The 24,762-nt window shown below is 43.0% G+C and carries 19 protein-coding genes and 2 tRNA genes; 11 read left to right on the forward strand and 10 right to left on the reverse strand.

Features of this window, described 5'->3' with window-relative positions; genetic code table 11:
- Positions 1–81: 81 nt before the first annotated feature.
- From FAI40_07760 to FAI40_07770, 3 genes are all read right to left on the reverse strand, one after another.
- Positions 82–2,196 carry a TonB-dependent siderophore receptor gene (locus tag FAI40_07760; protein QCE35230.1) on the reverse strand — a complete coding sequence of 705 codons (2,115 nt, stop codon included), beginning with the start codon at positions 2,194–2,196 and terminating at the stop codon, positions 82–84.
- Between the two features lie 120 nt (positions 2,197–2,316).
- Positions 2,317–3,624 carry an AI-2E family transporter gene (locus tag FAI40_07765; GenBank protein ID QCE35231.1) on the reverse strand — a complete coding sequence of 436 codons (1,308 nt, stop codon included), beginning with the start codon at positions 3,622–3,624 and terminating at the stop codon, positions 2,317–2,319.
- Between the two features lie 106 nt (positions 3,625–3,730).
- Positions 3,731–4,255 carry an inorganic diphosphatase gene (locus FAI40_07770; GenBank protein ID QCE35232.1) on the reverse strand — a complete coding sequence of 175 codons (525 nt, stop codon included), beginning with the start codon at positions 4,253–4,255 and terminating at the stop codon, positions 3,731–3,733.
- A gap of 245 nt (positions 4,256–4,500) precedes the next feature.
- Here FAI40_07770 and FAI40_07775 point away from each other — a divergent pair.
- The 8 genes from FAI40_07775 (at position 4,501) to FAI40_07810 (ending at position 12,853) form a co-directional block, all read left to right on the forward strand.
- Positions 4,501–4,574: transfer RNA gene (locus tag FAI40_07775), tRNA-Met, on the forward strand.
- 66 nt (positions 4,575–4,640) lie between these two features.
- Positions 4,641–6,320 carry an energy-dependent translational throttle protein EttA gene (gene ettA, locus FAI40_07780; GenBank protein ID QCE35233.1) on the forward strand — a complete coding sequence of 560 codons (1,680 nt, stop codon included), beginning with the start codon at positions 4,641–4,643 and terminating at the stop codon, positions 6,318–6,320.
- A gap of 27 nt (positions 6,321–6,347) precedes the next feature.
- Positions 6,348–6,890 carry a GNAT family N-acetyltransferase gene (locus FAI40_07785; GenBank protein QCE35234.1) on the forward strand — a complete coding sequence of 181 codons (543 nt, stop codon included), beginning with the start codon at positions 6,348–6,350 and terminating at the stop codon, positions 6,888–6,890.
- 3 nt (positions 6,891–6,893) lie between these two features.
- Positions 6,894–7,856, forward strand: a complete 963-nt coding sequence (gene argC / locus FAI40_07790) for an N-acetyl-gamma-glutamyl-phosphate reductase (protein QCE35235.1) — start codon at positions 6,894–6,896, stop codon at positions 7,854–7,856.
- Between the two features lie 130 nt (positions 7,857–7,986).
- Entirely contained in the window at positions 7,987–10,305 is a 2,319-nt protein-coding gene (locus tag FAI40_07795; GenBank protein ID QCE35788.1) for a nitric-oxide reductase large subunit, read from the forward strand.
- A 130-nt stretch (positions 10,306–10,435) separates the two neighbouring features.
- A tRNA-Leu gene (locus tag FAI40_07800) sits at positions 10,436–10,522 on the forward strand.
- A 293-nt stretch (positions 10,523–10,815) separates the two neighbouring features.
- Positions 10,816–12,159 (forward strand): hypothetical protein, encoded by a 1,344-nt coding sequence (locus FAI40_07805; GenBank protein ID QCE35236.1) that lies wholly within the window; start codon positions 10,816–10,818, stop codon positions 12,157–12,159.
- Between the two features lie 64 nt (positions 12,160–12,223).
- Positions 12,224–12,853 (forward strand): LysE family translocator, encoded by a 630-nt coding sequence (locus FAI40_07810; protein QCE35237.1) that lies wholly within the window; start codon positions 12,224–12,226, stop codon positions 12,851–12,853.
- Here the strand turns inward: FAI40_07810 and FAI40_07815 are convergent.
- Positions 12,807–13,508, reverse strand: a complete 702-nt coding sequence (locus FAI40_07815; protein QCE35238.1) for a hypothetical protein — start codon at positions 13,506–13,508, stop codon at positions 12,807–12,809. The two genes, FAI40_07810 and FAI40_07815, sit on opposite strands and share 47 nt — an antisense overlap.
- 120 nt (positions 13,509–13,628) lie before the next feature.
- On the opposite strand from FAI40_07815, the gene rfbB reads away from it, so the two are divergent.
- Positions 13,629–14,684 (forward strand): dTDP-glucose 4,6-dehydratase, encoded by a 1,056-nt coding sequence (gene rfbB / locus FAI40_07820; GenBank protein QCE35239.1) that lies wholly within the window; start codon positions 13,629–13,631, stop codon positions 14,682–14,684.
- Positions 14,684–15,577 carry a glucose-1-phosphate thymidylyltransferase gene (locus FAI40_07825; GenBank protein QCE35240.1) on the forward strand — a complete coding sequence of 298 codons (894 nt, stop codon included), beginning with the start codon at positions 14,684–14,686 and terminating at the stop codon, positions 15,575–15,577. The genes rfbB and FAI40_07825 overlap by 1 nt, the downstream gene beginning before the upstream one ends.
- A gap of 75 nt (positions 15,578–15,652) precedes the next feature.
- Here the strand turns inward: FAI40_07825 and FAI40_07830 are convergent, their stop codons facing one another.
- Together FAI40_07830 and FAI40_07835 are read right to left on the reverse strand one after the other, a co-directional pair.
- The gene (locus FAI40_07830) at positions 15,653–16,942 is read right to left on the reverse strand and encodes a hypothetical protein (GenBank protein QCE35241.1); all 1,290 of its coding nucleotides are present in this window, start codon (positions 16,940–16,942) and stop codon (positions 15,653–15,655) included.
- Positions 16,943–17,017: 75 nt separating this feature from the next.
- The gene (locus FAI40_07835) at positions 17,018–17,851 is read right to left on the reverse strand and encodes a hypothetical protein (GenBank protein QCE35242.1); all 834 of its coding nucleotides are present in this window, start codon (positions 17,849–17,851) and stop codon (positions 17,018–17,020) included.
- Positions 17,852–18,007: 156 nt separating this feature from the next.
- Here FAI40_07835 and FAI40_07840 point away from each other — a divergent pair, with 156 nt between their 5' ends.
- Positions 18,008–18,502, forward strand: a complete 495-nt coding sequence (locus tag FAI40_07840; GenBank protein ID QCE35243.1) for a hypothetical protein — start codon at positions 18,008–18,010, stop codon at positions 18,500–18,502.
- Positions 18,503–18,579: 77 nt separating this feature from the next.
- Here FAI40_07840 and fdhE read toward each other — a convergent pair whose 3' ends face one another.
- The 4 genes from fdhE to fdnG are packed head-to-tail and all read right to left on the reverse strand — an operon-like array spanning position 18,580 to position 24,553.
- Complete coding sequence (fdhE, locus tag FAI40_07845) at positions 18,580–19,599, reverse strand: formate dehydrogenase accessory protein FdhE (protein ID QCE35244.1); 1,020 nt, start codon at positions 19,597–19,599, stop codon at positions 18,580–18,582.
- 30 nt (positions 19,600–19,629) lie between these two features.
- Positions 19,630–20,301, reverse strand: coding sequence for a formate dehydrogenase subunit gamma (locus FAI40_07850; protein ID QCE35789.1), 672 nt, complete (start codon positions 20,299–20,301; stop codon positions 19,630–19,632).
- Between the two features lie 14 nt (positions 20,302–20,315).
- Positions 20,316–21,431, reverse strand: coding sequence for a formate dehydrogenase subunit beta (gene fdxH / locus FAI40_07855; protein ID QCE35245.1), 1,116 nt, complete (start codon positions 21,429–21,431; stop codon positions 20,316–20,318).
- Positions 21,432–21,448: 17 nt separating this feature from the next.
- Complete coding sequence (fdnG, locus tag FAI40_07860) at positions 21,449–24,553, reverse strand: formate dehydrogenase-N subunit alpha (GenBank protein ID QCE35246.1); 3,105 nt, start codon at positions 24,551–24,553, stop codon at positions 21,449–21,451.
- Positions 24,554–24,762: the final 209 nt, after the last annotated feature.

A 24,762-nucleotide genomic window follows, 5' to 3' on the forward strand; every position in this document is an offset into this window, starting at 1 on the left:
TGATGGAGATGGATGTATATCTAGGATTCGTTTTTTAGGCAAGTTTTATTTTTAGTCATAATGATTTTGAGATGTCCTGTTTTAAAAATAGATAGAGCTGGTGAGATGCCACGTCCTAGGGAGTCCTAGTGCAGCGACATTGGTGGCGGAGGAGCCGGCACTTGCGCTTGGAGTCATAGAGGCCCAATAATTTTCCTGCGTGACATTATCCACCTCAAAACGAAAAACAATATTCTTATCGCAGATTTTGGTTGCAAATCGTGCGCCTAAATCAAGGGTTACATACTGATTGGCCCAACTTGTATTATAAATATTAGCAGCTCTTGTGCTGACATAATGGATATTCGCATTAAGGCCTAAGCCTCTGATTTGATGCGGATGGTAGTCCAAGAGAAAATTGGAAGCCCATTCAGGAACTCCAGGAATTTCTTTGTTTTCATAATTTAGATTGCTGGCATGTTCTAAAAAAGGATGAAGCCATGTAACACCTCCCAAGACAGCGATGTCAGGTGTCAGACTCCCAGAAGTTTGGAATTCGATCCCAGCATCTCTTTGAAGGCCGTTATAGTTGAATAGATGCGTAACAGGATCTGTAAAGGCATAGGGGCGATCCATGGTAAATCCATCCAAATTGAAATTAATACGCTTGCGGTAAAGATATTTAATACCGCCTTCAAATTGTTCTGACTGATAAATTGGAAGTATTTCTCCAGCATTGAGTGAGCCAGAAGAGGCCTGTGTGCCATCACCAACCGATTTTCCCCAGTTAAAATAGGCACTAAAAGAGGAGGTTGGATGAAAAACGGCGGCAACAGAAGGTGAAAAACTTCCTTGGCTATGCGATTGAGAGGTGATTTGATGCTGCTTATTATAATTTTCGAGGTTAATCCATCCCCATGAAAATTCGCCCATGACAGAAAAATATTTTCCAATTTCCATTTGATCGCCCAAAATAAGGCTTTGCTGCTGCGTGGTGGATTGGTGATAGCTGCCTGAAAATTTAGGTTCAGGGCCAGAGACAATTTGAGGATTGTTAATGTTGGCCACACCAATATTAAAAGATTGAAATTGAAGGGGAGAGTCCATAGAGGCAGTAAAGCCATTTGTGCCAAGATTAAGATGATGCTGTATTACACCCGTTTTTATGTCGGCATTTAAATAAGCAAGATTACTCCAGACTGAAAATTCGCGCCCAACAGGTGCCGCCGTGACACTTTGCTGATAGTCGCCCTGATTGTTTAAAATTGTGTTGGTAATAGAGTAATTATAGCTTGGTGAGCTTTGGTAAAGGCCACCTAAGGTTAGATGTAAATGTTGATTAAAATCATGTTTTAATTTCATGATGCCAAGCGCCGTAGAAGCATTCACCCCACCTTGAGATTCTCCAAATCCGGGGGTAGCAGCGCTCGGCGCATTTGGCAGCTTAACATTCGAGCCATAAGTAAAAATGCCAGGAAGGCCAGAAAAGGACATATTATACTGGCTACCGTCTAACTCTAATTTTGTTCGTTTTGTTAATTGAATATCAATATCGCCACTATAGGCGTTTCGCCATTGATTAGAGCCTTTTACATACATTTGTCCTGTTTGGTTAAGGTAGTTGAAGCGGATTTTGATCGGTCCTTTCCCAAGGGAAGTATCTAAAGATTCCAAAGGAGATCCAGTTGAATCATAGCCAAAATTAAAATTGAAAAAAGGTTTTGCAGTTGGACGTTTGAGGGTGACATCAACCATGCCTGCGGGACTTTCCGGGCCGTACATTGCGCCAGAAATACCATTGAGAATGGTTAGGCTATCGATTTCCTCTGTCGCAAGAGGCGTTGAAAAACTTGCATTGAGGCCATCAATACGAGAATTTGCGAATTTATCAGCTAAAAAACCACGATTGATAATGCCTGTAAAAACAGGATTGTCGCCTTTAGGCTGGATTTGAACAGAAGGCATAAAACCAACAAGCTGATCGACCGTTCGGAGCTGCTGGTTCTCAATGACGTCATGCCCAACTTGCATTGCAGAAAAAGGGGCTTTTTGGAGATCAAGATTTCCCAAAGGACCAAAATTGGCTTTTCGGTTAAGGTAATCTACCTTTTTGCCTGAGATTTGATCCACTGGGTCTGGAAAGGCATTTTTCTTTATGCCCTTAATGGAGAGATGCTCCTCCGCTTTCGCTGTGAGCGGTACAGAGAGGAGGAGCATTGAGAAAAATGCAGAGAGTTTAAAGAAGGATTGAGAGCTAAGTCGTTTATGAAAAAAGAAATCTAGAGAAACAAACCTTTCGAATAATGTTTAACCCATGAAGATACTTTTAAAAGAAGATTATTCTGTGCCTTTTGGTTTTATATCTTCTTCAATAATTTCTAAGTCGGCGTCACCTTTAGCACGTTTTGAATGAATGTGAAGCTTTTTTTCAATTTTCATAAAAGCTTTACGGTCTGCAAGAGTTGCCTTTTGATAAGCTTCTTCCCGTTCTTTTCTTTCAATTTCTTTTAATTCACGCAGTTGCCGAGGGGAAAGCTGGATAGAGGCAGGGATAGGAGGAGAATCAGAAGAGGTGCTCTCCTGAAGTCTTTGAATATCTTCAGGCGCAGCCCAAGCTCGCCAAAGGCTTGTCATACAGGCCATAATCGCAGGGCCGAGGAAAAGGCCAAGCAGTCCCATAAGCTCGATACCACCTAGAATACCAAATAAGACCCAAAGGAAAGGAAGATTTGTTCGTCCACCAATTAATGCTGGACGAATAAATTGATCCGCAATGGATTGGACAAGATAACCGAAGATAAAGCAGGCAATACCCCAGGCAACAGATTTAAAGCAAATAACGAGGCAGCAGAGTAAGAGTACGAAAGTTCCAACAAAAGGAATCATCGAACTGATACCCGTGAGAAGACCTAACAAGACGGCCTGTGGAGCTTGCGCAAAAATATAAGAGATTCCAATGAAGATACCTTCACCAATCCCAACTAAAACCAAACCTGTTAAGGTGCCGTAAACAGAACCAACAATTTGCTGGGCAAGGGCTTCACCTTGTGCGCCAAAAAATTTAATGCTGACACGGTTAACTTGTTTAATGAGGACATCTGCATATTTTAGGATACAGAAAACTGCTGTCAGCGCAAAAGTGAACTGCACACTGATGTCCATGACAGCTAAGCTTAGGTTTTTGGTAAGATTTGCGGCGGGGCTGACATCAATAGATTGAACAAAACGCTTGATTTCTTCTGGACTTGCTAGATTTTTATCCCACCACGAAGAAATCATAGGGAATTTTTCAACCCATGCTGGGGTTGGCAGACCATGATGAACCATAGACATTAAAGCAGGAACAGCTTCGACAGCCTGAACGCTGGCCTCATAGGCAAGATAACTTAAAGGAACAATAGCTAGAAGCGCAATAAGGGTCACGGCCAAGGTTGGCAGGATAAGAGGACGCCAATATTTGCTTTTTGGAAAAAAACCTTCTGCCCGATAGTACGGAGGCCATGCGCAGATGGAGATGATAACGGCCCAACCAAGTGCTGGTATAAAAGGCGCTAAAAGAAAAATGCTTGCCGTGATGATGCAGACCGCTAAAAAAAATCTAGCGTATTTTTGCAAGTCTTTATTCGAAGGGGTATTCAAAGGCATAATGGTCAGTACTTCATCAAAGGGAGCATGGTCTATTTTAAGAATATAAAAAGAAAGCTGAAAAGAAAATGAACTTTCTTCTCAGCTTTCAACCACGTAAACTTATTTACTTTTGAGCTTGCTTAAGCGCATCTTGAATCAACTCATGAGCAGCTTTTTCATCGGCCCAGTCGGTGACTTTAACCCATTTATTTGGCTCTAAATCTTTATAATGCTCAAAGAAATGTTTGATATTGTCCAGAACGATTTTAGGAAGATCGGCGACTGTTTTTACTTTAGAAAAAGCAGGATGGACTTTATCTGCGGGAACGCAGAGAATTTTTTCATCTTGTCCAGCTTCATCTTCCATTTTTAAGACCCCAATAGGGCGGGCACGGATCACGCAGCCTGGGATAATAGGCTCAGGTGCAAGAACGAGTGCATCTGCAGGATCCCCATCGGCCGCTAATGTGTTTGGAATGAAACCATAGGAGGCTGGATATGCCATTGGGGTGAAAAGAAAACGGTCAACCATAATTGCACCGCTGTCTTTATCAAGCTCGTATTTAATACGAGAGTTTTCAGGAATCTCAATGACGACGTGAACTTCATTAGAGTTTGGAAGGAGGGCGGGGATTTTTGAAAGATCCATAATCCTGTGATGTCCTTAAATTTCTTATAAAGAAAGAATATTCAAAATGTTGCGTAAAATACAATTTATAATGCTTAAATATTAGACAGATTGTGTTTTTGTTGCAAAAGATATCGTCTTATTTGGGATATAAATATTCATGTAGCCTTCTTATAAAGGGGTTTTTGAAAGAAAATCGACATCTTTTTATAAAAAAAGCTTGAAAAAAAAGAGCGAATGAGAGAAGTTCTCCGCCAGCGCCCTATGCGCCTGTAGCTCAACTGGTTAGAGCCGTCCGCTCATAACGGATTGGTTGCGGGTTCGAGTCCTGCCGGGCGCAGGGCGCTTTTGCATTGATATTTTATATTGCGATTTATAATTTCCAAGTTTTATAGAAAGGGGTCACATGGCTGCCCATCAATATGTTTATGTGATGAAGGATCTCACAAAAGCGTTTCCTGGGGGTCGGGAGCTTTTTAAAGGCATTACCCTTTCGTTTATGCCAGGCGCTAAAATTGGTATTTTAGGTGTGAATGGTGCGGGTAAATCGACTCTTTTGAAAATCATTGCGGGGAAGGATAAAGAGTTCGGGGGTGAAGCATGGGCTGCAGATGGCGTTCGTGTTGGTTACCTTGAGCAAGAACCTAAATTAGATGAGGCGCTCACGGTTGGTGAGAATGCAGCGCAAGGGTTTGGTGAAATTCGCCGTAATGTTGAGCGTTTTAATGAAATTTCAGCCCGCTTTGCAGAGCCGATGACCGATGAAGAGATGAATGATCTTCTGGCAGAACAGGCAGAGCTTCAGGAAAAAATTGACGCAGGGGACGGTTGGGAACTCGATCGTAAGCTCGATATTGCTTTAGATGCGCTGCGCTGCCCACCAGCAGATTCTTCTGTGAAGCATCTCTCAGGAGGAGAAAAGCGCCGTGTTGCGCTTTGCCGTTTACTTCTTGAAAAGCCTGATATTTTGTTACTTGATGAGCCAACCAACCATCTCGATGCAGAGAGTGTGGCTTGGCTGGAGCGCACTTTGAGAGAGTATCAGGGAACAGTGATGGTGATTACCCATGACCGTTATTTCCTTGATAATGTCACAAACTGGATTTTAGAAGTTGAGCGTGGGCGGGGCATTCCGTTTGAAGGAAATTACTCTTCTTGGCTGGAGCAGAAGCAGAAGCGTTTAGCCCAAGAAGAAAAAGAGGAAAGTTCACGCCAGCGAGCTTTGGCTGCCGAGCAGGAGTGGATTCGTTCTTCTCCGAAAGCACGTCAGGCCAAAAGTAAGTCCCGTATTCAGCGCTATGAGGAATTACTGGCAGAAGGTGGCGATAAAGGAAATGGAACAGCGGATATCGTGATTGCGCCCGGCCCACGTCTTGGCGGAACTGTGATTGAAGCAGAAAGCCTTTCTAAAGGGTTTGGGAATCGTTTGCTTATTAATGATCTGAATTTTAAATTGCCACCTGGCGGTATTGTCGGGGTTATCGGTGCCAATGGTGCTGGGAAGTCAACCTTGTTTAAAATGATGACGGGGGTTGAACAACCAGATGCAGGTTCTCTGACCTTGGGCGAAACAGTTCAGCTCGGTTATGTGGATCAGTCCCGTTTTGCGTTGGATGATAACAAAACCGTTTGGGAAGAAATTTCTGGCGGAACAGATGTTATTCATTTGGGAAAACGTACTGTTCCTTCCCGTGCTTATGTTGGGGCATTTAATTTTAAGGGCTCTGACCAGCAGAAGAAAGTTGGGATTCTTTCGGGGGGAGAGCGCAACCGTGTTCATTTAGCAAAAATGCTTCGTGGAGAACATAATGTGCTTCTCTTAGATGAGCCTACCAATGATTTGGACGTTGATACGTTAAGAGCTTTGGAAACGGCCTTAGAGACATTCGCAGGCTGCGCTGTTGTTATTACCCATGACCGTTGGTTCTTGGACCGCTTGGCAACACATATCCTCGCGTTTGAGGGAGATTCCCATGTCGAATGGTTCGAGGGAAATTTCCAAGCCTATGAAGAAGATAAAATGCGTCGTTTAGGCGCAGATGCTGTGAAACCAGGGCGTTTACGCTATCGTCCCGTTGTCCGTTGATTTGAACATATTGTAGAGCATTAAGCTATGAAACAGTCAGAATCTTTTTCGATTTTGACCCCTCGCTTGACGCTGACAAAAGTTTCTCTAAATGATCTTGAGGATTTGTCGAAATTTAAGGCAGATCCTCAAAGTTTTTCCCACATGCTGGGGGGACTTCGCTGTTTTTCAGAGACACAGGAAGAGTTGGAAAAAGATCTTCTTTTCTGGCAAGAGAATCGTGTTGGGATGTTTACGATCCGTCTCAGGGCGGAGGCGCTGGATATAGGCGATTTTGTTGGAATAGTCGGCGTGCATCAGCGGCCAGATTGGAGAGGTTTGGCTTTGCGTTTTGCGATTTCTCCTTCTTTTAGAGGAAAAGGAATCGCAACTGAAGCTGTTTTATCAACGCTTGATTTTGTTTTTCAAATGGGATTGCCTTCTATTCTTGCTTTGGCAAGAGAAGATAATGTTGCTTCACGCCGAATTTTAAGCGCCGTAGGGATGTCTGCACGAGGTATTTTTATTCGGAAAGGCGTTCCAATGTGGATTTATCAGATGAATAGCCCTTTAAAAAGAGATATAGATTAAGGGATGATTTCTTCTGCTTTAAATAAAAAAATAGCCGTTTTTATTGACGGGATGGCCGGTACGACGGGGCTTTCTTTGCGGCAACGGATCGAAGAGGAGGCTTTTCGGCCTTTTTTTACGTTGTTAACGCTGCCAGAAGAGCTGCGTAAAGATGAAAATGCACGTCGGGAAATGATGCAACAGGCCGATATTACGGTTCTCTGTTTACCAGATCAGGCCGTTAGGCAGGCTGTCTCTTTAGCGCAAAAAACGAAAACAAGAATTTTAGATGCAAGTTCAGTTCATCGGGTTGATGAGGGGTGGATTTACGGGTTTCCAGAACTTGAAAAAGGACAAGCTGAAAAGATTGCTCATGCAGAAAGAGTCAGCAATCCTGGGTGTTATGCCACAGGTGCGATTGCTATTCTGCGTCCTTTGATGCGTGCTGGCATCTTGCCAGAAAGTTATCCAATTTCTTTACAAGGTATTTCAGGCTATAGCGGTGGCGGAAGAGGCATGATTTCCGCTTGGGAAAAAGAGGATTCTCCTTCTTTTGAGCTTTATGCTTTGATGCAGACGCATAAGCATCTTCCTGAAATTACAAAATATGCTTCTCTTTTTAGAACGCCGCTTTTTGTCCCTGCTGTTGGTAAATTTGAGCGCGGGATGGTTGTTTTATGTCCTTTAGATTTGGGGCTTTTACCTAAAAAATATCGTGTCGAGGAGATTAGAGAAATTTTGACCTCCTATTATGCGGATTGTTCCCAAAGTGAGCGTGGAGCTATTCGAATTTTAAGTGGAAAAGAGACTTTAGAAGAAAAACGTTTATCGCCAGAGAAAATGGCTGGACGTGATGATCTTATTCTTCGGGTTCAGGGCGAAGAAGGTGGGCGTCTTGTGATTACAGCACATTTCGATAATTTGGGGAAAGGCGCTGCTGGAGCTGCATTATCAAATCTTTTGCTGATGCGAAAATACCACTTTTAAAAGCGCAAAATCGACTTTGCAAAAAAAATATCTTGCTTTTGAGTAGAAATTTAGTCTTAAATGAGCATTTCAAATATGTATTTGGTTTTCTAAATTTTTTAAGGAGATACTCATCGTGTCTTATCCCACCGTGGATACGTCGCAAATCATAGGAGGGGATGAAAAACTTTCCCCTTGGTGGCGCCGTATTCTTATTTTAACAGTGGTGATTGCCTCTGCGGCACTTGTGTACATCACTGCACATACACCTGAAATTTCTCCACCAATTCCTGAAAAAGTCATCAATGTCGCAGATAATTCTGTGATTGCAACGAAAGAAGATATTCAGGACGGACAGAATATTTTTCAACGCTATGGCTTAATGGACAATGGTAGTCTATGGGGGCATGGCGCTTATATTGGGCCAGATTTTGGTGCGGCTGCTTTGCACCGTGAGGCCATTATTCTTCATGAAGAATATGCGCAATCTGAGTACAAAGTTGCTTATAAGGCTTTAGATGAGGGGCAGAGAGCTGCAGTTAATGCGGAAGTAGCAACGCTTTTAAAGAAAAATGAGTATAATCCACAATCAGGTGAGTTACACTTGACAGCTGCTGAAGCAGAGGCATGGAAAACGTCTCCAGATTATTGGGAAGATTATGTTAAAGACCCTAGCAAAGATGGTGGTTTGAAGCCTAATCTGATTACGGATAAGACAGAGCTTCGTAAGTTGGCTGCTTATTTTGATTGGGCTGCTTGGGCTTCTATTGCGCAACGCCCTGGCCAGACCCATTCTTATACCAACAATTTCCCATATGATCCTGATGCAGGCAATACTCCAATGCCTGGCGCAGTTCTTTGGAGCGTGTTGAGCGCCTTGACGCTGCTTGGCGGTATTGGGGGAGCGATTGCCGTTCGTGACCGTTATCCTGGTGCAGGCTGGGTCAGCAATATGCAAAAGCAGCTGCCTTCACGTCTTGTTCCAGGGCAGGCAACCCCAGCACAGCGTGCTTTAGGGAAATATATGCTTGTTGCGGTGACGCTTTTCTTCCTTCAGACTTTGATGGGTGGGGCGATTGCGCATTACCGGATTGATTCCGCAAGTTTCTATGGTATTGAGCTTTATAAAATTTTCCCGTCAAACCTCTTACGCGCATGGCATTTGCAGTGTGCTGTTTTCTGGGTTGCAACAGCCTATGTTGCTGGTAGTCTGTACATGGCAATTGGCTTGCGTCCAAAAGGTGATGAACTTGCAAACTCCAACCTTCTAAAATGGATGGTTAATGGACTGTTTGCAGCTTTTGTTGTGGTTGTTGCAGGTTCTTTCCTTGGGATATGGACAGGCTTTTTGGATCTTTTCAAAGGCTCTTCTGATCTTTGGGAATGGTTCGGTGCAACAGGTTGGGAGTGGCTTGAACAAGGTAAGTTTTGGCACTTTCTTTTGGCTGTTGGTCTTTTTGGCTGGTTCGGAATGCTTTTCTGGCTCGGTCGTTCCAGTAAGAATGAAAATAAAGATGACAGAGCGCTCATCCGTGTTTTCTGGTTAGCAACTTTGGCTGTGCCATTGTTCTATGTTCCAGTTCTCTTTATTGGACATAAAACAAACTATTCCATGGTTGAAATTTGGCGGTTTTGGCTGATTCATCTATGGGTTGAGGCTTATTTGGAATTTTTCGCAACAACCTTGGTTGGTGTGATGTTCTATATGCTGGGTATTGTTCGGGTTAAAACAGTCCTTCGTACGGTTTACTTTGATGGTATTCTGTTTTTCATGGGCGGTGTGCTTGGAACATGCCATCACTGGTACTTCACAGGCCAAAATCAGATGATGTTTGCTTTTGGTTCGTTGTTCTCTGCGATGGAAGTCGTGCCTTTGACACTTATGTGTGCGGAAGCATGGGATTTCTTCTCTGCAACAAAACGCGATACAGATGGCGGTTACTCTGTTGTTCACAAATATGCATTCTACTTCTTGGTTGCTTGCGGTTTCTGGAACTTTGTTGGTGCTGGTATGTGTGGGTTCTTCATCAATATGCCAATTATGAGCTATTATGAAGTCGGTACAATGCTCACAGCAAACCATGGCCATGCTGCCTTTATGGGTGTATTTGGTATGTTAGCGCTGGCAATGGTGGTGTTGGTTCTTCAGAACCTTTCCAGCAAAGAGGAATGGGTTAAGCTCGAAAAATGGATTAAAGTTTCTCTTATTGGAACGAATATTGGTTTAGCGCTTATGTGCGTTACTAGTCTGTTTCCAGGAGGAATGTTCCAGCTTTGGGATGTTATGACCAATGGGTACTGGCATGCTAGAAGTGCAGCTTACACTAAAACAGAACTTGCGCTTGGTATTGAGTGGGTCAGAATGTTTGGAGATATGATTTTCATTCTTTTTGGTTCTCTTCCTGCCTTTATCTTCGCATTAAAAGCATGGGTTGGATTATTCTCAAAGAAATCTAAAGAGATTGCTTAAGAGGGTGGTTTTATCCTAGAAAGGGAGGCCTTTTGGCCTCCCTTTTTTCTGAAATGATTATTTTATTGAAATGGTGAAAAAGGGGCTTTCCTAAAAAGGAAAAATGGCGTAAGTAAGTGAAGAGTTTCAAGCGAGAGTGGCGGAACGGTAGACGCAGTCGACTCAAAATCGACCGTCCCAAAAGGACGTGGGGGTTCAAATCCCCCCTCTCGCACCAATACTAAATTCTAATCAAGATTTTTCTTAAGGGAAATCAAATGGCAGAAGCCCCAAAATGTCCTTTTGCAGGGATGATTGAGAAAATTAAGGCTTTTTTTAAGCGCGGAAAGAAATAAGTAGAAATTATTTCTTTTAAGCGCTTTTCCGTTATCGCCTCCATTCGGGGCGATATTTTTTTTTGGCGATCATACATCTCTAGTAGCTTCTGTTTACAGAAGAAGAGAGGATTTTTTCATTTTGAATGGGGCTTATCACCCTAAAATGAAAAGGGATTTTTTAGGGTTTAGGCGCATGTTTTTAAGTGTTGCTTTCAAAGAGGTTGTAAAACTCTTTGTGGTTCTTGGTCTGGTTTTCTGTGTAAAAAATGAGGCTTCCGCACAGGTTGCTCAAAATACAACGTTTCAGGCCCAGCCACACGAGCTTCATCTCTCCATTCCAGAACCAGACACCCCTGAGGTTTCTTCTTTTCATTATTCCAAGGCGGATTCAGTTTTAAGAGCGTATCCGCCTGCGCTACAAAATCGCTCTTATATTCAAACGAGCGCTTCTAAAGTAGAAGCCGTTCCCCCTTATATCATTCCGCTCAATCAGTCTTCTGAATATCATGAAAAAGCAGGTATTCATTATGGAAAAGCGCATTATGACTATGAGCGCTTTGCTGGAAGCAGCGGATTGCCTCGAGATGTGCAAAAGAAATGGGCTTCTAAAAAGGGCTGGTTTAATAAGACTCTTTATGCCATGGATCGGTTTTTTAATCAGCCTGTTCCAGAGCAATGGTCTTCTGGCACATTATATGAACTCTTTGCTCCAGGCGAAAAACCAGGGGAATGGACGATTGAACCTTACTTTATTGCGACCGTTCCAAATGGCCAATTTGATAATTTAGGCAGGCAAGTTTCAAGTAATCCAGGCTCTTATTCCTTTGCGCAGCAGTGGTATATTCAGGCGGCGGTTACAAAGCGTCTAACAGTCAATATCAATCCGGGATACAGCTATAGTTGGGGAGGGGGAGATCGCTCTGGATCGGTAGAAGTACAAGATTTGCCCTTCGATCTCTTTTACAGGGTGACCCCTGATGATCATTATCCTTTGGTCACGGTTTACCTCGGTGGACAAGCGCCCACAGGCCCCTATGATCAATTACAAAATTCGAATAATGGAACGGGGACAGGCGCATGGTCTTTTAACTTTGGCGTTAGCAGCATGATGACCTTTCCTATTTTTGGGCATGCTTTAATTGCAGATGCGTGGGCACAGGCAAATCAGACAACGGGTGATGTGCGTGTTAAGGGGATGTCAACTTATGGAACAGATCAAAATTGGGATGGCTGGGCGATCCCAAGCCAGTTTGGCAGCGCAGGCTTAGGTCTTGAGTACGGCATTACAAAAAAGTTTATGCTGGATTTGGAATTGATAGGTTACTGGAATGCCCCTGTAAGGATGAAGGGTTGGGAGTCTGGTCAGTGGCAAGAATATCAAGAATCTGGATGGACAGATGTTTTCGATTTAGGGCCAGGGTTAGAATATAATTTTAATGAACATTGGAGCGTCGTCAGCGAGGTTATTATTCCCTTGGCAGGTGTTAATACAACCGCCTCTCTTTCTCCAACGGCAGCAATTGTTTGCTCTTATTAAAATCACCTTGATAAGATTTATCGTAACGTATTAAAAGTAAGCTTCGATTTTAGAAAGTGGTGCAATGTTACAGGTTTTGATTGCGATTGGCTGGATGTGGGGAATTGGCGTTATTGTCCCTGGGATGGATTTTGTCCTAATTTCCCGTATTTCTTTTTTACATGGTCGAAGGGCAGCCATTTTGGCAACTTTCGGCGATGCAGCAGCCATTGCCTTGTGGAGCTTTGCTGCCTTTATTGGAATTCAGACACTTTTTGAACATGCGCCAAAATTATATCATCTTTTACAAATTATAGGGTCTCTTTACCTTATTTACTTGGGACTTCAGTTAATTTGGCAAAGTTTCAAACCTATTGAAATGGAAAAGGCTTCAAAAGAGGCTGAAGATCATAAAAATAGGGGTTTTTTTCTCACAGGTTTTTTCGTAACGCTTGCTAATCCTGCCGCTATCTTTTGGTTAGCCGCTATTTTTGCCGCAAATTTACCTGTGCATACGCCTTGGGAGTGGGGCATTCCTATTATCGCAATGATTGGGACAATGGAAATTGTCTGGTATAGCCTTGTTGCTTGTCTATTTGGGCATCCCCTGGTTTCTGAAAAATTTAATCGTTGGCGCCGTTGGGTTGATGTGGTGAGCGGTTTAGTTTTTATGGGGTTGGCGGTTCAGATTGCCCTTGAGAGCTTGCTTCAATAGGCAATTCCCCTTCGAGCCGAAGACTGTCTGGGTCTTCAGGCTCATTGGTGAGGACAGAAAGATAGCGTTTTTCGTTGTTTGTGCATGCTTTAAGAGGACTTTCTTGATACCAAGGGGTTTGGGTTACGCCACAGAAAGTGCCTTTAAAAGGTGTAATCCAGTGCATTTTAGGAAAGGAAATTTCTAAAAAAGCGGGGTGAAGGCAGACACCCGTTGCGTAAACAGGTGCGGATATCCAAAAAAGAACCGAATAGGCTTCAGATTTCTCTTTTTGAGCTTTCTTTTGAAGGAAATAGGTTTGGGAAGGTTTTTTGTGGAGAAAGCTCCGAAAGGGATATGTCTCGGGCTGTTCATGGTGAATGGAGAGAACGTCTTTATTGTTATTGAGAAATTGGATTTTAGGTGTTGCGGGGATGCTGCAGTCTTGATCTGAAATGTTTTTAAAAAAAAGTGTCGCTTTATCTTGAGACATGCCGTTATACGGGCCTTCGCTATTTGAAAAAGCCATTTCAATTTGATCTTGACGGCACTCTTCTGCCAAAACAGGTGAGTGGAGCGTTACAAACGGAAATAAAAAAATGGCGGCAAAAGAACCATATTTTTGATAATTTGATTGAAAGAAGAGAGGGTGTTTAAAAACTGGAATAAGAGTCATTTTGGCAGTAAAATGGAATTCTAGAAAAATCTCTACTATCTTACTAAGAGCGTTCTTAAATAGCTAGCTCTTGAAAAGACGTGTATCAAGATTTTGGTATAAATCAAAAAAGGGACAAGAATGCGGATATTTGTTACAGGTGGGTGTGGTTTTATTGGCTCAGCAGTCGTTCGCGAGTTGGTGGCTCGTGGGCACGAGGTTCTCAATTTTGATGCGTTGACTTTGGTGGCCTCTCCAGAATCTGTGCAGTCTTTAGAAGGAAATGAGAAATATCATTTTGTTCAGGGAGACATTACAGAACCTGTTCAGCTTGAAAAAGTTTTCTCAACCTTTCGTCCGCAGAAAGTTATGAATCTTGCGGCTGAGACGCATGTCGATCGTTCCATTGACGGTCCAGCGGGTTTTGTGGCGACCAATATTGGCGGCACGTTTACGCTTTTAGAAATTGCAAGACATTATTGGAATGGTCTCGAAGGAGAAGAAAAAGCTCTCTTCTGTTATCATCAGATTTCAACGGATGAAGTCTTTGGACCTCTTTCAATGGAGGATTCGCCTTTCGATTCAAATACACCTTATGCGCCTCACAATCCGTATTCTGCAAGTAAAGCGGCTGGAGATCATTTGGTGCGTGCCTGGTATCATACCTATGGCTTTCCTGCGTTTGTGAGTAATACTGCAAATAATTATGGGCCATGGCAATTTCCAGAAAAACTTATCCCCTTGGCGATTTTGAATGCTTTGGAAGGTAAAAAAATTCCTGTTTATGGAAATGGGCTGCAAATGCGGGATTGGATCTATGTTGAAGATCACGCAAAAGGACTTGCAGATGCGATTGAGCAGGGACGTCCTGGAGAAACTTATTTCTTAGGTGCAGCGCAACCAAGAACAAATATTGACGTTGTTAAAGAAATTTGCCGTTTAGTAGATGAAATGGCACCCAAAGAGGGTTTAAACCGTCAGGATTTGATTGAGTTTGTCACAGACCGTCCAGGGCATGACGTGCGCTATGAGATTAATCCGACAGAAGCTGAAAAAAAGCTTTCTTGGAAGGCGCAGAATGATTTTGAATCTGGTATTCGTTTAACGGTTGCTTGGTATTTAGAAAATAAATCTTGGTGGGAAAATATCCGAAAAGCGCTTTATACAGGCGAAAGACTTGGGCTTGGAGAGAAATAATGACAGAAACAAAGGATCGTAAAGGAATATTGTTGGCAGGAGGGCACGGAACACGTCTTCGTCCTTTGACAACGGTGATTAGTAAGCATCTTTTACCGCTTTATGATAAACCGATTATTTTTTATCCACTGTCTTCAATGATTCTTGCGGGTCTTTCAGAAATTATGCTGATTACGACACCAGAAGAGGCTGGATTATATAAGAAGCTTCTTGGAGATGGATCTGAGTTTGGGATTAAGCTTGTTTATAAAGAACAGGCAGAGCCAGCTGGGATTGCTCAAGCGCTTTTGATCGCAGAGGAGTGGTTGGATGGTGCGCCTTCCATGCTGATGCTCGGTGATAATATTTTATTAGGCACTTCTGTTTCTGAGCGTTTGAAAAAAGCGAGCGATGCGAGAGAAGGGGCAACTGTTTTTGCGCATCAGGTAAGAGATCCAGAACGGTATGGTGTTGTTTCCTTTGATTCATCTGGAAAACCCATCGAAATTATTGAAAAACCTCAAAATCCAGCTTCTTCTTGGATTGTTACGGGGGTTTATTTTTATGATGGAGAAGCACCTAAAATTGCCCGAGGTTTAAAACCTTCTGCCCGGAATGAATTGGAAATTACAGATATTAATCATGTCTATTTAGAGAAGGGCGTTTTGACTGTTGAGCGTCTGGGACAGGGATATAGCTGGATGGACGTTGGCATGCCAGAACCTTTATTAAGAGGGGCAGAGTTGGTGAAGGGGCTTCAGGATTATTCTGAGCATGCGATTGGATCGCCTTTGGCTTCTGCTTATCAGATGGGTAGAATTGATAAGAAGACTTTTGAAGATGGGATTAATAAGCTAGGAAAGACTTGTTTGGCACGCCTTTTAAGGAATGAGCTTCATAAAGGCATTTTTTAAGCAATTTGAGCTTTAATAAAAAGGGGCGCTTTAGATTTATAAAGCGCCCCTTTTTATAAGTTCAAGAAAAAATCCTTATTTGATATTGAGAATGTTTTTAACCTGATCTGTTTGGGTCACTTCAGGCAATATTGCAATGCTTAATGTCGCAGGATATGCCGCCATTGGAACGCCACTGCAGGTCGCATCTTCCTGAGTTGGATCTTTTTTAACACCAAAATTAACAACAATGCGTGAAGATTGGCGTTCGGATTCACTTTGGATAAAGTCTGCATTCTCATACTCAAGCGGATAACGGCAAAGTTCTTCAAGCTCTCCATTCGGCAAGAAGGTCAGTTCAGAGGTTAAGAAGCTTTTGCCATCTTCGGCTGGGTAATAGACAAATTGAACCTGTTGTCCTTTTAGGTTTTTATAAATAATGCCGTCTGAAAAATAAGGGCTGGCAGCCGCCATATCAGAAAGCCATCCCGTTAGCCAGGGTAAAGAGGATTGGCTAACCGCTTTTGTAAAGGAATGATTTCCCCAAAGTGCAAAACCAGAGAAGACAATGGCATTGGAGACGTAATCTTTTTCATCCAAATGGACGCCAGAATCAACTTTCCCAGCTGTTTTTTCACCATGAATAGAGAGCGTATAGCGATAAATTCCTAGATCATTAAGGTCATTTGGCATGAGAAGAGGATTTGAAGAAATATTAAACATGCCGTCTCTTAAAAAGAAGAGAACAGGAGCGGCATTCGGATTTCCGGGAACTTTATATTCGTATGCTTCTGGAACAATAGTCGCCGTGATTTCTTTTAAATGCGGGAAATAGGCTGCGCAAGCTGTATTGATTGGAAGGTCAGGGGAAAAGCGTGCGCTAATCGTTTTTTTATTTTCATCTGTACGCAAATTGGAAACATGTAAAGGCAGTCGGCATTGGCCACCGCCAGCTGTTGCAATGATAATATCAGGATTTGAGTCTGGAGATGTTGCTAATTGGAAGCCAGGGTAAGCAACTTGCTGACGTGTATCGGTATCACTTGTCCAGACATTTTTCGTTAAAATTTCGTCAATGGCAGAACGTTCCCCATGTAAAGCAGACATATAGATGTCTGTATGCTTAAAGGCATGCACATCTAGCGTTTCACCAGTGGTTGTTTTGAAAGTGAGGGTGACTTTGGCTTGAATACCATGGCCATCTTTCAAGTCAGCCTTTAGTGAAAGTGCTGGAGGGGATTCAATGGTAGAGACTTCTTTACTGCCTTTACTGGCTGCAGAGGCAGCCGAAACTTGCGTTGAAGAAGCCGCAACAGATTGTGCGGCTTCAGCACTTAAAGGAAACAGAAAAAGGGAGGCAATAACGAGTGGAGCTTTATTTAGCATTATTTGTTTGATTATATCAGAGGAAAAGGCATGAACTTTGCTCAATACTAGCGGTATCTCAAAAGAAGGACAAGCTTAGGCGTTAGATTTCTCTTTTCTGGAAATGTTAGGAGACTGCTCCGTTAAGGCAGAAAACTGTACCATGAGAAAGGCAAAACTTTCTCCAAGAAGACCTGGAAATTCGCGCCGAAGAAGAAGGGCTGTACGCTCTCCTGCATGGTCAGTTGAAAGGGTTGCTTTTGGGTTAGATTGCCAAGAATTAACTTCTTGGTGCGCGCGTGGCAGCAGAAAGCGTAATCCGCCATTTTCACCAGAAAAACTTGCAATAAGTCCCGTTTTTTCTGTGAGGTAGGCGTTTAATTCATGGTGTCTGAAATGATAACTTTCTGCGATAAGAAGTGTTAGAAAGAGGGTTAAAAAAGGAATGGAAAGTCTTTGACGTTTAGAAAGATTATCTTCTTTTGAAAAAGGCACAAAAAGGCTGGCAGTTATTATCCCAAGGCAAAGAATTATTCCTAAAAAATAGACCTGTGTTGGCAGGATATTCCCAAAGAAACGCATAGGTTTGAGAATGTAAAGGTCGCTTTCTTTAAAGTGGGAGGAACTTTTTATTGCAAGAGAAAGAGCTAAAATCGCCAATAATCCTAAGGAGAAACTGTTTAAAATTTTTGGCAGAAAAAGGCAAAAAGCGCACAGAGCAAGAAGGGCGGAGCTGCTCATAATGATGAGAGGGATAGAAAAAACTTCTGAAGTATTTTGCAGGCCTAACAGATTAATTTGCTTAGGAAGATGCAAAATGATCCATATATTACTGATTAAAATAGTTGTAATTAAAAGCGTTAAAATAAAGGTTTTATTCTGCTTAAGGAGGTGTTTTAACAAAGGAAGTGGCAAATCAGAAAAAGACATTGAGAGATTAAATCAAGTAAAAAGAAGATTTTAGAATATTAAGGGAAAAAATACGAAAAAACCCTAGATTATTTTCTAAAAAAAGTAGAAATTAGGGGGGTAGTTTCCTGTATTGTCAAGGATATAGGATGGAGTCGCTGTATCGTGATGGGTTTTATGTCAATTTCTTCTTTTTTCTTTAAAATGTCTTCTTCCGCTCTTGCTCTGGCTGGGATTGCTTGTTTGAGTATTTCTTCGGCGCATGCAGGAGGTTCTTCTTCTGCTAGAATTGATAAGTGGCAGACGGCCTATCAAAACCTGCAAGCAAAATCAACAGCTTGCAAGCATTCATTTCCGTCACGTGTTGGCCAGATGGTTGATCAGGATAAGTGTCTAGAAAAGGTTTATTCTAAATATGGATCCACTTTTTATGGCGAGACTTGGCCACAATTTGAAGAAGCTATTTTGGGATACCGTTTGCAGTTGAGCTTTAATATTGATCGTGGTCAGATGCAGTTCCAGGAGGCTGACAATAATATTAAGCACATGTTGCAGGAAATTGGCGCTGCAAATTATCAGCGTCAAGCGATGATGTACGCAAATAATACAGTTGCCGTTAGCCCTTCGGCTGAAACTGAGTTAAAAGCCCCAGGTCTTTCTTTCTTAGATTAAGCTATAAGGTAAGGTTTGTGGAAGTAAAAAGGCGCTCGAAAGAGCGCCTTTTTTGTTGTGTTAAAGTAAGCAATCTTTTAGGTGGGGAAGGAGAGGACGAAAGGGTTTAGCGTTCTGCGTGAAAATCCTTTTTCTTCAACTAAAGCGTCTAAAACAACACTTGCAAGATCGTCACTGCAAAGTTCGTAATTCGGGTTGCGGTCTAATCTAAAAATTTTGCTATAAGTTTTGCAATCAGCACAGCTTTCGATTTCAATAGATGGCATTTTTTCTTCAATAGACCAATAATCAAGATGCTCTGACCCTAAACATTCAGGGCAAATAGATCTGACTTTATGCCAGCGTGTTTCACATAAAGCGCATTGTTCATAGCGGAGACCTTCTTGCTGGCCTGTTAAAACCATATCGGCAACAGCGGGTGTGCCACAAAAGGGGCAATGCGCTTGTGAGGTTACAATGGTTTTTTCTTCTTCGAATTCTTTGGCATAGTCTGTTGCCGCTTGTGCCCAGCAAAGGGAAAGACAAGCCCAAAGAGGAACGGCGGCTGCGGCATCACATTGCGCAAAATTACCTGTTAATAAATAAGCACTTTGCTGTGCAAAATAAGCTGCATTGTCACTGAGTTTTTTCAAGGAAGAAAGATGTTCTTCTTGAATAAGTGGCGAAATTTTTTGAAAAAAAGCTTTATAGATTTTATGTAAAAAGGGTTCTTTTTCTAGATCTTCTGGAGAAGGATCCTTTTTGGCTTCAAACCAAGATTTAATCTTTGAAATATCTTCTTTATCAAGAGGATATTGTGCGAGAAGCTCCTTTTGGATAAGAACCATTTTTTCAAGAAATTTGAGATATTCTCCACCATCTTCTTTTGCTTCTTGTGAGAGAAGATGGAGGCGTTTTGCTCGTCTGTCATAGAGTTTAGAGAGATCGGTTAAAAGGAGTGGCGAAATTTTTTTGACGCCTCCCTGAAGGAAAGCAGGGCCTTCTTTGAGATCTGAAGGGAGATGCTGTGGTTTTGCCGCATTCTGGTTCTGAGATGCACACATAAGGAAAATTGTCCCAAAATAAAAAGGATCGCAAAAGAGCATGGTTAAAACCAAAGCCCTTTTACGATCCTGCGTTAGAAAAAATTAATGCCCAGAAGTATGCTGTTTACTTTCTATGATCTTTGGTGATTTGGTTTTTTTATCCATAATCTGTTCATACCAACGGCTATGGTGGGAACGTGCCCAACGTAGGGAGACGTAACCTGTAATCATCGCCGTAATAGATCCACGTACCCAAATACCGAAATAGATATGTCCCAGCACAAGCAACATGAGCGCCAGTGCAATAGCAGAATGCGCCAGCATCGCAACACGCAAGACGGGCACGGAGAAATAGTCAGAAAAATATTCTCTCCAAATGATTAAACCGGAAAGGAGCAGAACACAGATACTGGTCATAATGCACCAGAAAAGAATTTTCTGTCCGGCATTATATTTCCCGATATGGAGGTCTTTTCCATGAAGATTTAGGAGAACGCTATCAATATTTTTAAACCAAAGAAGATCTGTTTTTTGAAAGAGATTCCCCTTAACAAATTTAAAAAACATGATGAAGAGGCATAAGAACACCACAACCCCTAGAATAGGATGCAGCATTCTTGCTGTTTGCGGTGTTCCCAAAACACGTCCAAAGAATTCAAAACTTGGAAATGCAAAAGAGAGGCCGCTAAATCCGACGAGGAAAAAGCAAACGGCATTCAGCCAATGCAGCAGGCGCTTTCCATAGGTTGTGCGCATGACAACGCTTTTATTCATATTTGGCATTATTTTTAATCCTTTAAGTGATTTTTTTCTGCCGCAGCATCTGCCTCTCTGGCTGCTTTAGCCTCTTCCGCAGCCTGAAGTTTCTCTCTTAGAGTAGATGCGGCTTTTTCGAGATCATCTTCGACAAGATCCGTCGCCTGACCAGACTTGACGGCATTTTTAAATTTTTCAGCTTCATCTTTCGCAAAAGAAGCGGCATCTTCGAGATTTTCTTTTAGACCAGGAATTTCTGAATCCTCTTTATGGTCTAGACCACCGATTTGATCGTCACCACAAGGCCCGACAAAGGCAAAATGGGAGAAGACACCTGCAATCGTTGCGATGAAAGCGGTTGCACCGAGCGGTTTAAGCCAGTCCTTCCAACCTAAAACGATTGGGCTGATAGATGGATCTCTTGGAAGGCCTCCGTAAATTTCAGGCTTGTCGGCATGTGGAAGAACGTAAATGACGTGTGTTCCACCAACGCCCTGAGGGTTATAAACCCCAGCATTTGGAAAACCTCTTTCTTTCAAGCCTTTAACACGTTCTTCAGCAAGCTCTAGCATGTCATCACGCATTCCAAAGGCGAGAGCGCCTGTTGTACATGTTTTGACGCAGGCAGGTTCTTGTCCGACAGCAACACGGTCAGAGCAAAGCGTGCATTTATAGGAATGATTATCCTTATGGCTGACACGTGGAATATTGAAAGGGCAACCAATCATGCAATAACCACAACCGATGCAATGCTCAGATTCAAAATCGACAATACCGTTTTCGAACTGAACAATAGCACCTGCAGAAGGGCAGGATTTTAAGCATCCTGGTTCAGAGCAGTGCATGCAGCCATCTTTACGCATGAGCCATTCAAGCTTGCCGTTCTCATTGACATATTCATCAAAACGGATAACGGTCCAAGTTTCTGCTTCCAGATCCATGGGGTTATCATAAACCCCATAGTTTTCTCCAACTTTTGTTCTGAGGTCATTCCATTCATCACATGCTGCCTGACAGGCTTTACAGCCTGTGCAGATTGAAACATCAATGAGTTTCGTAACCTGAAGGGAGGCGTCTCGAGTGCTGGGCGGAGGAGTCATTCCATTTGTTGCCGAGCGGCGCCGTATGTCCTGTGACTGTAAGGTCATTTTCTATTCCTCAACCCTTAAATTTTCTCAAGATTAACCAAGAATGCTTTAAATTCTGGTGTGTGCGTGTTTGCATCGCCAATTGGTGGCGTCAATGTATTCGCCATAAAGGCAGGTTTCGTTGCTCCCATAAATCCAAAGTTAGAAGGAATTCCGATTTGGTAAAGGGCTTTACCCATAACCTTCAATTTTGTCAGACGTTTTGTAACAACCGCTTTACCTGTGATATAGCCACGTTTTGATGTCAAGCGAACCATATCGCCTCGTGCAATGCCGAGTGAGTTTGCGAGCTCTTCAGGAATTTCCAAGAAAGCCTCTGGCTGCAGAATGGCATTGATGGCCGCATGCTTTGTCCATGTACGGAAAAGTTCTGTAATAGAGTAGGTTGTCGCTGTATGCGGAAACTGATCTGCATGTCCAAAAAATTCAGGACGATTGGAAGGCAAGAACCTAACAGACGGCGACTGAATGTTCTCTTTACGATCTGGCAAAGTTTTTACAGGAGATTCTACAGGCTCATAATGCTCAGGGAAAGGACCGTCAACCATAGAGGTTGTGCAGAAAAGACGCCCGACACCCTCTGCTGTTGTAATGAATGGACCTTTTGAGGAGCCTGGTGTTTCATTCTCTGGAAAATCAATCGCATCCGCACCAGCCCAGCTTTTGCCATTCCAGTAGATATATTGACGCTTTGAATCCCAAGAAACACCATTCGTATCTGCTGAAGCACGATTATAGAGAATGCGCGCATTCCCAGGCCAGCACCAAGCCCAGCCAGGTGTGCATCCAAAGCCCGTATCCGTATTGTCACGGCGAGCCATCTGGTTGCCTTCTTCGGTCCAAGAACCTGTGAAGACCCAGTTAAAGGAAGCCGTTGTCCCATCGTCACGGAGATCCGTTCCCATAAGATTATTTCGCAGCAGCTGCCCCTTGCGCAGAATGATTTTACCATCAGCATCTATAATGTCTGCCAAAGCGTAGCCATTTGATTCCTTGGCAACCTCTTCTGGCGTAGGTTCTTCTGGATCTTCATAGTTCCAAGACATGTTTAGAACAGGTTCTGGCGCTACAGGTTCAGATTTCTTTGTGCCTTTCTGGTAAAGCGCAATATCTTCTTCGTAGAGCTTACGAATTTTGTGAAGAATTGTTCCTAAAATACGGGCATCGGCCCATGCTTCTCCAGGTGGGTTTGCACCTTTCCAGTGCCATTGCAGCCAACGAGCAGAGTTTACGATAGAACCATTCTCTTCTGCAAAGCATGTCGTTGGAAGACGGAAGACTTCTGTCTGGATAGAGGCAGAATCGACGGCATTATATTCTCCGACCTTCTTCCAGAAATTTGAGGTTTCGGTATCCAATGGGTCCATTGTGACCAAAAATTTAAGCTTAGAGAGGCCTGCAATTGTACGGTTTTTATCAGGGAAGGAACCAACAGGATTAAAGCCCTGAACGATAAAGCCGTTCATTTCGCCAGCGACCATATTCTCAACCATTTGAAGAATATCGTAGCTCTTATCCCATTTTGGCAACCAGTGATAACCCCATAGATTATCTTTCGTTGCATGATCTCCCCAAATGCTCTTTAGGAAAGAGACAAAGAAGGAGGGAAGCTGTTTCCAGACATCAACCTGCCCAAGCGCCTCTGGCTTAATAGGACGTCCAGCATAGTACTCTTCGAGCGTTTGTTGTTTTTCGCTCGGAAGCTCCATATAACCAGGGCAATTGAGTGAAAGGAGACCAAGATCTGTAAATCCTTGAATGTTGGAGTGTCCACGCAAGGCATTAACACCACCGCCAGGCATCCCCATATTCCCAAGGAGAAGCTGTATCATCGCAGCACAGCGAATGGTTTGCGAGCCATTTGTGTGATGGGTAAATCCAAGCGCATAGAGCCAAGAAGTTGTTAAGTTTGGCGCAGATGTCTCTCCAAGAATCTTACAGACTGTCAAGAAATCCTCAACAGGTGTGCCGCAAATTTCAGAGACGATTTCTGGCGTGTAGCGCTCAACATGAGCTTTCAAGAGATTAAAGACACAGCGTGGATGTGCAAGCGTTTCGTCACGGAGGACATTGCCTTTTTCATCAAGCTCATAATCCCAAGAGGATTTATCGTAAGCCTCTTTTCCAACCTTCCCAGGGTTATATCCACTGAAAAGACCGTCTTTGAAACCGAAGCCTTCTTTTACGATGAAAGACGCATTTGTATATTGAAGAACGTACTGGTGTTGAATCTGGTTCGTGGAGATGAGGTAACGCATTACGCCGAGCATAAAGGCAGCATCAGAACCTACACGGACAGGTGCATAGACATCGGCCACAGCGGCGGTACGGTTGAAGCGAGGATCAACAACAACAATTTTTGCTTTGTTTTGAAGGCGCGCTTCAGTAACCCATTTAAATCCAACAGGATGAGCCTCAGCAGCATTACCGCCGAAGACAAGAACGACATTGGCGTTCTTAATATCGACCCAGTTATTTGTCATTGCGCCACGGCCAAAACTAGGACCTAACCCAGCAACGGTTGGCGCATGGCAGGTGCGCGCCTGATTATCAAACCCTAACATTCCGAGCGCACGGGCAAATTTCCAAGTCAAAGCGCCTGTTTCACTGGAAGCGGCAGAAGAGCCCAACATTCCTGTTGACAGCCAACGGTTTACAAGCTGACCATCTTTATTTTTGACAATAAAGTTCTTGTCGCGATCTTCTTTAATGAGGCGGGCAATGCGATCAGTTGCTTCGTCCCAACTGATACGTTTCCATTCGGTACTGCCTGGAGCGCGGTAGGAAGGATATTTTAAGCGGGATTCACTATGAATAAAGTCAATTAGACCAGCGCCCTTGGGGCAAAGAGACCCACGACTGACAGGATGATCAGGATCTCCTTCAATGTGGAAAATAGATCCTTTTGCATTGATAGATCCATCGCCCATTGTATACATGAGAAGACCACAGCCAACAGAGCAGTAACAACAGTTATTGCGTGTCTGTTTGGCATGGGTAAGTTTATATTCGCGTGTTTCTAGAGCGTGGGCAAAAGGGGGTTTAAAACCCAAGGCGACAACACCTGTGCCAACAGCTGCAACACCTGCTCCTCGTAGAAATTGTCTGCGCTTTAATGTCATAAGCCTCGTCTCGTTTCTAAACCAATTATTGCACCAGCATCTTTATGTATAGGATGGGGAAGCATTAGTATCGGATAAGTAAAAAAATATTTTTCCAAGCTCGGTAATTATAAAAGCTAGGTCTATTTCTGTGAAGTCCAGCATATCTCTCTGGATGAACGCCATGCGTGCATAGAGGGAAATATGCAACAGTCATCAACAATGATTAA

The organism is Acetobacteraceae bacterium (assembly GCA_004843345.1).
GTDB lineage: Bacteria > Pseudomonadota > Alphaproteobacteria > Acetobacterales > Acetobacteraceae.

What these genes read in the sequence shown, in the direction of transcription:
- argC (QCE35235.1), top strand. Translation starts at nt 6,894, where the DNA reads ATGATTTCTTCTGCTTTAAATAAAAAAATAGCCGTTTTTATTGACGGG.
- ettA (QCE35233.1), top strand. Translation starts at nt 4,641, where the DNA reads ATGGCTGCCCATCAATATGTTTATGTGATGAAGGATCTCACAAAAGCG.
- FAI40_07770 (QCE35232.1), bottom strand. Translation starts at nt 4,255, where the DNA reads ATGGATCTTTCAAAAATCCCCGCCCTCCTTCCAAACTCTAATGAAGTT.
- rfbB (QCE35239.1), top strand. Translation starts at nt 13,629, where the DNA reads ATGCGGATATTTGTTACAGGTGGGTGTGGTTTTATTGGCTCAGCAGTC.
- FAI40_07840 (QCE35243.1), top strand. Translation starts at nt 18,008, where the DNA reads ATGTCAATTTCTTCTTTTTTCTTTAAAATGTCTTCTTCCGCTCTTGCT.
- FAI40_07760 (QCE35230.1), bottom strand. Translation starts at nt 2,196, where the DNA reads ATGCTCCTCCTCTCTGTACCGCTCACAGCGAAAGCGGAGGAGCATCTC.
- FAI40_07825 (QCE35240.1), top strand. Translation starts at nt 14,684, where the DNA reads ATGACAGAAACAAAGGATCGTAAAGGAATATTGTTGGCAGGAGGGCAC.
- FAI40_07810 (QCE35237.1), top strand. Translation starts at nt 12,224, where the DNA reads ATGTTACAGGTTTTGATTGCGATTGGCTGGATGTGGGGAATTGGCGTT.
- FAI40_07850 (QCE35789.1), bottom strand. Translation starts at nt 20,301, where the DNA reads ATGAATAAAAGCGTTGTCATGCGCACAACCTATGGAAAGCGCCTGCTG.
- FAI40_07785 (QCE35234.1), top strand. Translation starts at nt 6,348, where the DNA reads ATGAAACAGTCAGAATCTTTTTCGATTTTGACCCCTCGCTTGACGCTG.
- FAI40_07815 (QCE35238.1), bottom strand. Translation starts at nt 13,508, where the DNA reads ATGACTCTTATTCCAGTTTTTAAACACCCTCTCTTCTTTCAATCAAAT.
- FAI40_07835 (QCE35242.1), bottom strand. Translation starts at nt 17,851, where the DNA reads ATGTCTTTTTCTGATTTGCCACTTCCTTTGTTAAAACACCTCCTTAAG.
- fdxH (QCE35245.1), bottom strand. Translation starts at nt 21,431, where the DNA reads ATGACCTTACAGTCACAGGACATACGGCGCCGCTCGGCAACAAATGGA.
- FAI40_07830 (QCE35241.1), bottom strand. Translation starts at nt 16,942, where the DNA reads ATGCTAAATAAAGCTCCACTCGTTATTGCCTCCCTTTTTCTGTTTCCT.
- fdnG (QCE35246.1), bottom strand. Translation starts at nt 24,553, where the DNA reads ATGACATTAAAGCGCAGACAATTTCTACGAGGAGCAGGTGTTGCAGCT.
- FAI40_07805 (QCE35236.1), top strand. Translation starts at nt 10,816, where the DNA reads ATGTTTTTAAGTGTTGCTTTCAAAGAGGTTGTAAAACTCTTTGTGGTT.
- FAI40_07765 (QCE35231.1), bottom strand. Translation starts at nt 3,624, where the DNA reads ATGCCTTTGAATACCCCTTCGAATAAAGACTTGCAAAAATACGCTAGA.